Here is a 6,765-nt window from a genome sequence, read left to right as displayed (position 1 = left end):
AATCTTATTGGAATGAGGAGAAGCAAGTGTGCGAGGGCGTGTTTCTTTTGCTTCGTTTTCTTTACACGAGTAAAGAAAATGAAGTCGCCTTTTAGGGCGAAACCTAAACAATAATGCCCTTTAGGACGAAACCTAAATAAAATTCCATCACTATCAAACTTAAAGGGCATAGCTCCTGCTATGCCCCTCAAATAGATACTATTTTATTTAAAAATCTAATTCATAGGAAGATACTTGCGATAGAAACAATGGTAAAACCAACGACACCAAGAATTGTTTCTAATACTGTCCAAGTTTTAAATGTAGTTTTTGTATCCATATCTAAGAAACGACTGATTAACCAGAAACCTGAATCGTTTACGTGAGATAATACAGTGGCACCAGAAGCAATTGAAATCACGATAAAGCAAAGGTCAAATTGACTTAAACCTGGTGTTGCTGTAATGGTTGGTGCCATTAATGCTGCGGTAGTGGTTAAAGCAACAGTAGCCGAGCCTTGGGCAACACGTAAACAAGTTGAGATAACGAAAGCTGCCACGATAACTGGTAAACCAGTATTAGAGAGCGTTTGTGCAAGTACATCACCAATACCACTCGCACGTAATACGCCACCAAACATACCACCAGCACCTGTTACTAATACGATAGAACAGATTGGACCTAATGCGCTATCACAAAGTTTTTCGATTTGTTCTTTAGTACGTTGACCTTTTAATAATAAGATGGATGCTAATAACGTAATTAGTAATGCTACTGGCGTTTTTCCTAACATTCTAAGAATTTCAACCCAAGTTTGTGACCCATCAATCGCTTTAATAGTGCTAAGTGTATTTAATCCAGTATCTAAGAAGATTAAGCAAAGTGGTAATAACAGAATGAATAATACTTTACCAAAGCTCGGTACTTCGAAGTTTGCAGTTTCTGATACGACATTTTTACTTAAGAATGTGGTTGGAAGTGGAATGTGGATACGTTTGCCAATAAATTGACCATAGAGATAACCGCCAATATACCAAGTTGGAATGGCTGTGATTAAACCAACGATTACAAGTAAACCCATATTTACCCCAAGTAATTCACCAGATGCAACTGGACCCGGATGTGGAGGTAAAAATGCGTGCATTACCGCGAAAGCACCAGCAGCAGGGAACGCATATTTTAATGTTGAATCTCCAAAACGTTTTGCCACACTAAAGATTATCGGTAACATTACCACTAACCCAGCATCAAAAAAGATTGGGAAACCGAATAAAAGTGAAGCGACACCTAATGCAAATGGAGCACGTTTTTCACCAAATCTATCAATAAGTGTATCGGCTAATACTTTTGCCCCTCCGGTAATTTCAAGTAAACGACCGATCATTGCACCTAAACCAACCAGTAAAACAACGGAGGCAAGGGTATTACCAAAGCCGGTTAGCATTGTTGGTACAATTTTCGCAAATGGGGTGCCTGTTGCGAGCGCCGTTAATAAACTAACGAGCGTCAATGCAACGAAAGCATGAATTTTAAAGCGCATAATTAAAACTAATAATGTGGCTACTGCACAGAGTGCAATCAACAGTAGTGAAGTTGCATCATGAGCCATAGTAAATTCCTCCGAATGAATTTTTGCGTACAAATAAGATGAGTATTTTTTAATGTGTAAATGTTACCGATAACTAAGAAAAATAAAAGAGGCTAACCTCTAAATTTTGTAAAAGTGAGATCTGGATCATATTATTTATTAAATTTAGATTATTTTTTATACATTTTTATTATGTTTTGGTCATTTATCCTATTTATTGACAAAGGTCACAAAAATTTTATAGAAAATTAAGCAGATGTTGAATGTTACCGATAACGTGATAAGATGTTGCCAGTTTTTAGAAATTATCCAATTAATGATGAGGTGTGTTATGTCAATCGGTAAAAGTTTTATTCTTATGGGGGTATCAAGTACAGGTAAAACTAGTGTAGGTACAGAAATTGTTAAACAATTAGGCATGAAATTAATTGATGGGGATGATCTTCACCCTCGTGCCAACATTATTAAAATGCGTGATGGGCATCCGTTAAATGACGAGGATCGTGAACCATGGTTAGAACGTATTCGTGATGCGGCGTTTAGCTTAGAACAAAAATCAGAAAAAGGGATTATCATCTGTTCAGCATTAAAGAAAAAATATCGTGACCAAATCCGTGAAGGGAATAAGGATGTGAAGTTTATTTACCTTAAAGGGGATTTTGATCTGGTGTTATCTCGGATGCAAAAACGTCAAGGCCACTATATGAAAGTGGATATGTTAAAAAGTCAATTTGCGACATTAGAAGAACCTCAAGCTGATGAAAAAGATGTGATTCATATTGATATTAATGCCCCTTTTGCAACGGTGGTTGCTCGTTGTGTTGCCGCAATTAAACCATTTTTAAATGAATAAGGCGCAAATAATGAATCCAATTATCTCTGAAATTACACAACGGATTACCCAACGTAGTAAGGCAACACGTCAGCAATATTTACAATGGATTGAACAACAATTAGCGCGTGGTAAAAGCCGTGCTCATTTAAGTTGTGGAAATTTAGCACATACTGTGGCGACCTGTTATCCGGCACAGAAAAAGACAATCCTCGACTTTACGACTATTAATGTGGGAATTGTGTCTGCCTATAATGATATGTTGAGTGCACACGCACCTTATCTGGACTATCCGGCGCAAATAAAACAAGTGCTTAGCGAATTGGGACATTCTGCTCAAGTTGCTACCGGCGTTCCTGCAATGTGCGATGGGATTACGCAAGGGCAAGAAGGGATGGATCTTTCTCTGTTCTCACGTGATTTAATTGCTCAAGCAACAGCAATAGGACTTAGCCATAATACCTTTGATGCCACATTGTTATTAGGGATTTGCGATAAAATTGCACCCGGTCAATTAATGGGCGCATTAGCGTTCGGACATTTACCTACTGCGTTTGTGCCATCAGGCCCGATGTCAACGGGGATTTCGAATAAAGAGAAAGTGGCAATTCGTCAGCAATATGCGGCGGGTAAACTGGGTAAAGAGGCATTACAAGAGATGGAAAATGCAGCTTATCATAGTAATGGAACTTGTACATTCTATGGTACAGCTAATACCAACCAATTAGTGTTTGAAGCTATGGGCTTAATGTTGCCTGGTTCAGCTTTTGTGCCAGTAAATAGCCCATTACGTCCGTTATTAACTGAGTTAGTTAGTAAACAGATGATTAAAATTAGCCATAATGGCAGTGATTTCCGTCCATTAGCGAAAGTGGTTGATGAAAAGAGTTTAGTAAATGGTCTGGTTGCCTTATTGGCTTCAGGCGGCAGCACTAATCATACAATGCATATGGTCGCAGTTGCACGTGCTGCTGGTTTTATTATTAATTGGGATGATTTTGCTGAGCTTTCTAATGTGGTACCACTATTGGCGAAAGTCTATCCAAACGGACCAGTGGATGTGAATGATTTTCATCAAGCAGGCGGAGTGCCATTATTGTTAAAACGTCTAGCAGAACGTGGGTTATTGCATTTAGAAGCAACGCCAATTTATGGCACGATGCAAGACTATTTCACACAACCAACCTTAGTTGATGGCAAGATTGTTTATCAACAAGTGAACGAAACGGCAGATCCAAATGTTATTGCACCAGCCGGTTGTGAATTTAGTGCACAAGGTGGCTTAAAAGTTGTAGATGGTAATTTAGGACGTGGTGTGATTAAGATTAGTGCGGTTGCACCGGAACACCGTAAAATTACTGCGCCTGCGATTGTGTTTGAAGATCAGGAAGATGTAGTTAAAGCCTATAAACAAGGGCAATTACAACAAAATGCTGTGATCGTGGTACGTAATAGCGGCCCTGCGGCTCGTGGTATGCCAGAGTTACATCAACTGATGCCAATTTTAGGTAACTTAATGGAGCAAGGTTTACAAGTCGCGTTAGTGACTGATGGCAGACTTTCAGGTGCTTCTGGTAAAGTGCCGTCGATTATTCATGTATCACCTGAATCCTATAAAGGTGGCCCATTAGCGTATCTACAATCTGGCGATATGATTGAAATTGATGCAGAAGCAGGTATCTTACGTTGTTTAACTGATTTACAACAGCGTAGTGCAGTTAAAATTGATTTATCAGCAGATTATCAGTTGTCAGGAAGAGAGTTATTTTCTCTGTTTAGGAAAAATGTCTCTTCTGCAGAACAAGGAGCTACGATTCTTTATCAGGAAGATTAAGGGATAAGTAACGAAAAGTTTCCTCACATAGTGGTTTAAGATAAATACCTCACAATGGCGAGGTATTTTTTTATCTTATTAGCTGATAGGGTTATATATTTTAATTAACATTGCTATTATTTTATTTACTACTTATTAGATATAGGAGTAATAAAATGGAAATTAGTTACCGACAATTAAAAGCTTTCACTTTACTGGTGGAAGAAAAAAATATGCAATCGGCAGCAGAAAAATGTTTTATTACTCAATCTGCTTTAAGTCAGTCGATGAAAAGGTTAAGTGATCAATTAGGATGCCCACTTTTTATTCGCCAAGATAATAAATTGGTTCCTACAGAAAAAGGGAAATGTTTTTACCTGGAAGCAAAAGAAATTGTAGGGCGTTTAGAACGTTTTAAATTAGAAATAGATCAGTCAAATTTTACTATTTCCAGTTTATATTCGTTAGCTGCTTCATTCATTCCTATGGCAATTTTTCAAATACAGAAAAAGTATTTGAATACAAATTTTATTCTTTTAGAGACGAAGTATAAACAAATTGAAATGGAAGTACGCTCAGGTATAGCAGATATAGGCGTGACAATTATTGATCCAAATTGGACTGATCTAGAAGGATTACCATTATTTAATGATCACTTATGTTTTATTTGTAATGAAGAACATCCATTAGCAATGAAAAAAGAGGTAAGTTGGGAAGAAGTTTATCCACTAGTAAATATTAGTGTAGCGCCGGAGAATTCGATTAGATATTTGGTGGATGAAGCTTATCAACAATTAAAATTGGATTATTCACCTCAGTTTAATATTAATCGTGCTGAAACGATAATTGGTATGGTACAAAATAATTTAGGCTGTTCAATTCTTTCATCTACATTTGCTTTTTTAAAACAACATGAGAAAGTTAAATTTATTCCATTAAACTCGCCAAAAGTATTAAGAACCATTGGCATAATAAAAAGAAAAGGGCATCATCATCCGATGATAGCCGCTTTTCATGAATCTAGTTTAGCTTTATTGCCAAAATGGGATGCAACAATAAATGATTACATTGGGCCTATTGGTAAACCAAGCGCATAGTAAATTAAAAATAGAGCCATCCAACTAAAGAGCAGTATGATCGCATAAGGAAGCATCATAGCCAAAAATGTACCAAAACGGACTTTATTTGAGTATTGAGCAATAATAGCTAATATCATTGGCATATAAGAGTTAGTTAGCGAGATAACATTAGTCGTTGAATCACCAATACGATAGGCCATCTGAATAGCTTCAGGTTCTATGCCCAGTAAGACAAATACAGGTACAAAGACAGGAGCCATCATTGCCCATTGTGCTGAACCACTAAATACAATGAGATTGATAGCCGCTGCAGAGAGGGTTAATCCTGCAAGCATCACAATAGGTGGAAAATTTAAATGCATAAAGAAGTTCGCCAATGTTATGGCAAGATAAGTAGATAAGTTTGTCCAATTAAACCAAGCAATAAATTGGGCAATAACAAATACTAATACAATATAACTACCGGCACCTCGCAAAGATTTAGCCATAAACTCTGGAATATCTTCAGCACTATTCAATTTTTTCGCAATAAATCCAAATAATAGTGAACAGCTTAAGAAGAAAGTAATTAGTATTGGGATAATTCCATTTAATAGCGGTGAGGGAACTAAACCACCCGATTTATTACGTAATGGAGAACTATCAGGATAAATAAATAGTATAAGTAATAATATAAAAGCTAATGCAAATATTCCGGTTATTTTTAGCGCTTTATATTCTTGTCCCGTCACATCATGAATATCTTGAGTATGTGTTTTTTGAATATCATCAAGTTGATGAGCAAATCTAGGTTCAATAATTTTTTCAGTAATGAATGTACATGTAATGACTAAAAATGGAACAGAAACCAACATAAAATACCAGTTTGCCACTGGTGTAATTTGTTTATCAGAAACAGATTTTATAACTTCATTGGTAATTCCAGATAATAAAACATCGGTGCCTGCAATAAAAATATTTGCTGTAAATCCGGCTGCAACAGCAACAAATCCAGCAGCTACGCCAACAACAGGATTTCTTTTAGTGGCAAGAAAGATAATTCCAGCGAGAGGTGGAACTAAAATAAATGCAGCATCAGAGGCAAGATTTCCAATAATTCCAACTAGAAATATACTGGCAGTCACGAGTTTTTTTGGTGTATTTAATAATAATGCTTTAATAGCAGCACTGGCTAATCCAACTTCTTGCATAAAACCAATCGCTATCATCATACATAACACCAAACCTAAAGGTTTAAATGAAATAAAATTCTGCACAGTAGAATTTAAAATATAAAGTAATCCTTCTGTGCTAATAATATTTTTAACTGCAACAACCTTTTGTGTAGCAGGGTGAATAACACTACTATTGCTTAGAAATAATGAAATTATTGCAATTGCAATACATAAATAAATAAACAGAAAAAATGGATGAGGAATTTTATTTCCTAAATGCTCAATTCTATCGGCAAATGTTTTTGATGTGGTAGCCATAA

The 6,765-nt window shown here is 36.4% G+C and carries 5 protein-coding genes; 3 read left to right on the top strand and 2 right to left on the bottom strand.

Annotation, left to right across the window (positions count from 1 at the left end; translation table 11 throughout):
• Nucleotides 1-220: 220 nt before the first annotated feature.
• A complete protein-coding gene (locus QV06_RS05490; protein ID WP_065237291.1) occupies nucleotides 221-1,588 on the bottom strand; it encodes a GntP family permease in 1,368 nt (455 codons plus the stop codon).
• 310 nt (nucleotides 1,589-1,898) lie between these two features.
• Here QV06_RS05490 and QV06_RS05485 point away from each other — a divergent pair, with 310 nt between their 5' ends.
• The 3 genes from QV06_RS05485 (at nucleotide 1,899) to QV06_RS05475 (ending at nucleotide 5,309) form a co-directional block, all read left to right on the top strand.
• The gene (locus QV06_RS05485) at nucleotides 1,899-2,420 is read left to right on the top strand and encodes a gluconokinase (RefSeq protein ID WP_065237290.1); all 522 of its coding nucleotides are present in this window, start codon (nucleotides 1,899-1,901) and stop codon (nucleotides 2,418-2,420) included.
• Between the two features lie 10 nt (nucleotides 2,421-2,430).
• Nucleotides 2,431-4,233, top strand: coding sequence for a phosphogluconate dehydratase (gene edd, locus QV06_RS05480; protein WP_156541976.1), 1,803 nt, complete (start codon nucleotides 2,431-2,433; stop codon nucleotides 4,231-4,233).
• Nucleotides 4,234-4,388: 155 nt separating this feature from the next.
• Nucleotides 4,389-5,309: a LysR family transcriptional regulator gene (locus QV06_RS05475; RefSeq protein WP_065237289.1), complete on the top strand. Its 921-nt coding sequence runs from the start codon at nucleotides 4,389-4,391 to the stop codon at nucleotides 5,307-5,309.
• Here QV06_RS05475 and QV06_RS05470 read toward each other — a convergent pair.
• Nucleotides 5,276-6,763: an AbgT family transporter gene (locus tag QV06_RS05470; RefSeq protein ID WP_082985046.1), complete on the bottom strand. Its 1,488-nt coding sequence runs from the start codon at nucleotides 6,761-6,763 to the stop codon at nucleotides 5,276-5,278. The two genes, QV06_RS05475 and QV06_RS05470, sit on opposite strands and share 34 nt — an antisense overlap.
• Between the last annotated feature and the right edge of the window lie 2 nt (nucleotides 6,764-6,765).

This window comes from Gallibacterium genomosp. 3, assembly GCF_001678475.1.
Lineage (GTDB): Bacteria > Pseudomonadota > Gammaproteobacteria > Enterobacterales > Pasteurellaceae > Gallibacterium > Gallibacterium faecale.
This window is presented reverse-complemented; position numbering and strand designations above follow the sequence as displayed.

Excerpts from the sequence above, each read along its gene's own strand:
- QV06_RS05475 (WP_065237289.1), top strand. The coding sequence starts at position 4,389 with ATGGAAATTAGTTACCGACAATTAAAAGCTTTCACTTTACTGGTGGAA.
- QV06_RS05490 (WP_065237291.1), bottom strand. The coding sequence starts at position 1,588 with ATGGCTCATGATGCAACTTCACTACTGTTGATTGCACTCTGTGCAGTA.
- edd (WP_156541976.1), top strand. The coding sequence starts at position 2,431 with ATGAATCCAATTATCTCTGAAATTACACAACGGATTACCCAACGTAGT.
- QV06_RS05470 (WP_082985046.1), bottom strand. The coding sequence starts at position 6,763 with ATGGCTACCACATCAAAAACATTTGCCGATAGAATTGAGCATTTAGGA.
- QV06_RS05485 (WP_065237290.1), top strand. The coding sequence starts at position 1,899 with ATGTCAATCGGTAAAAGTTTTATTCTTATGGGGGTATCAAGTACAGGT.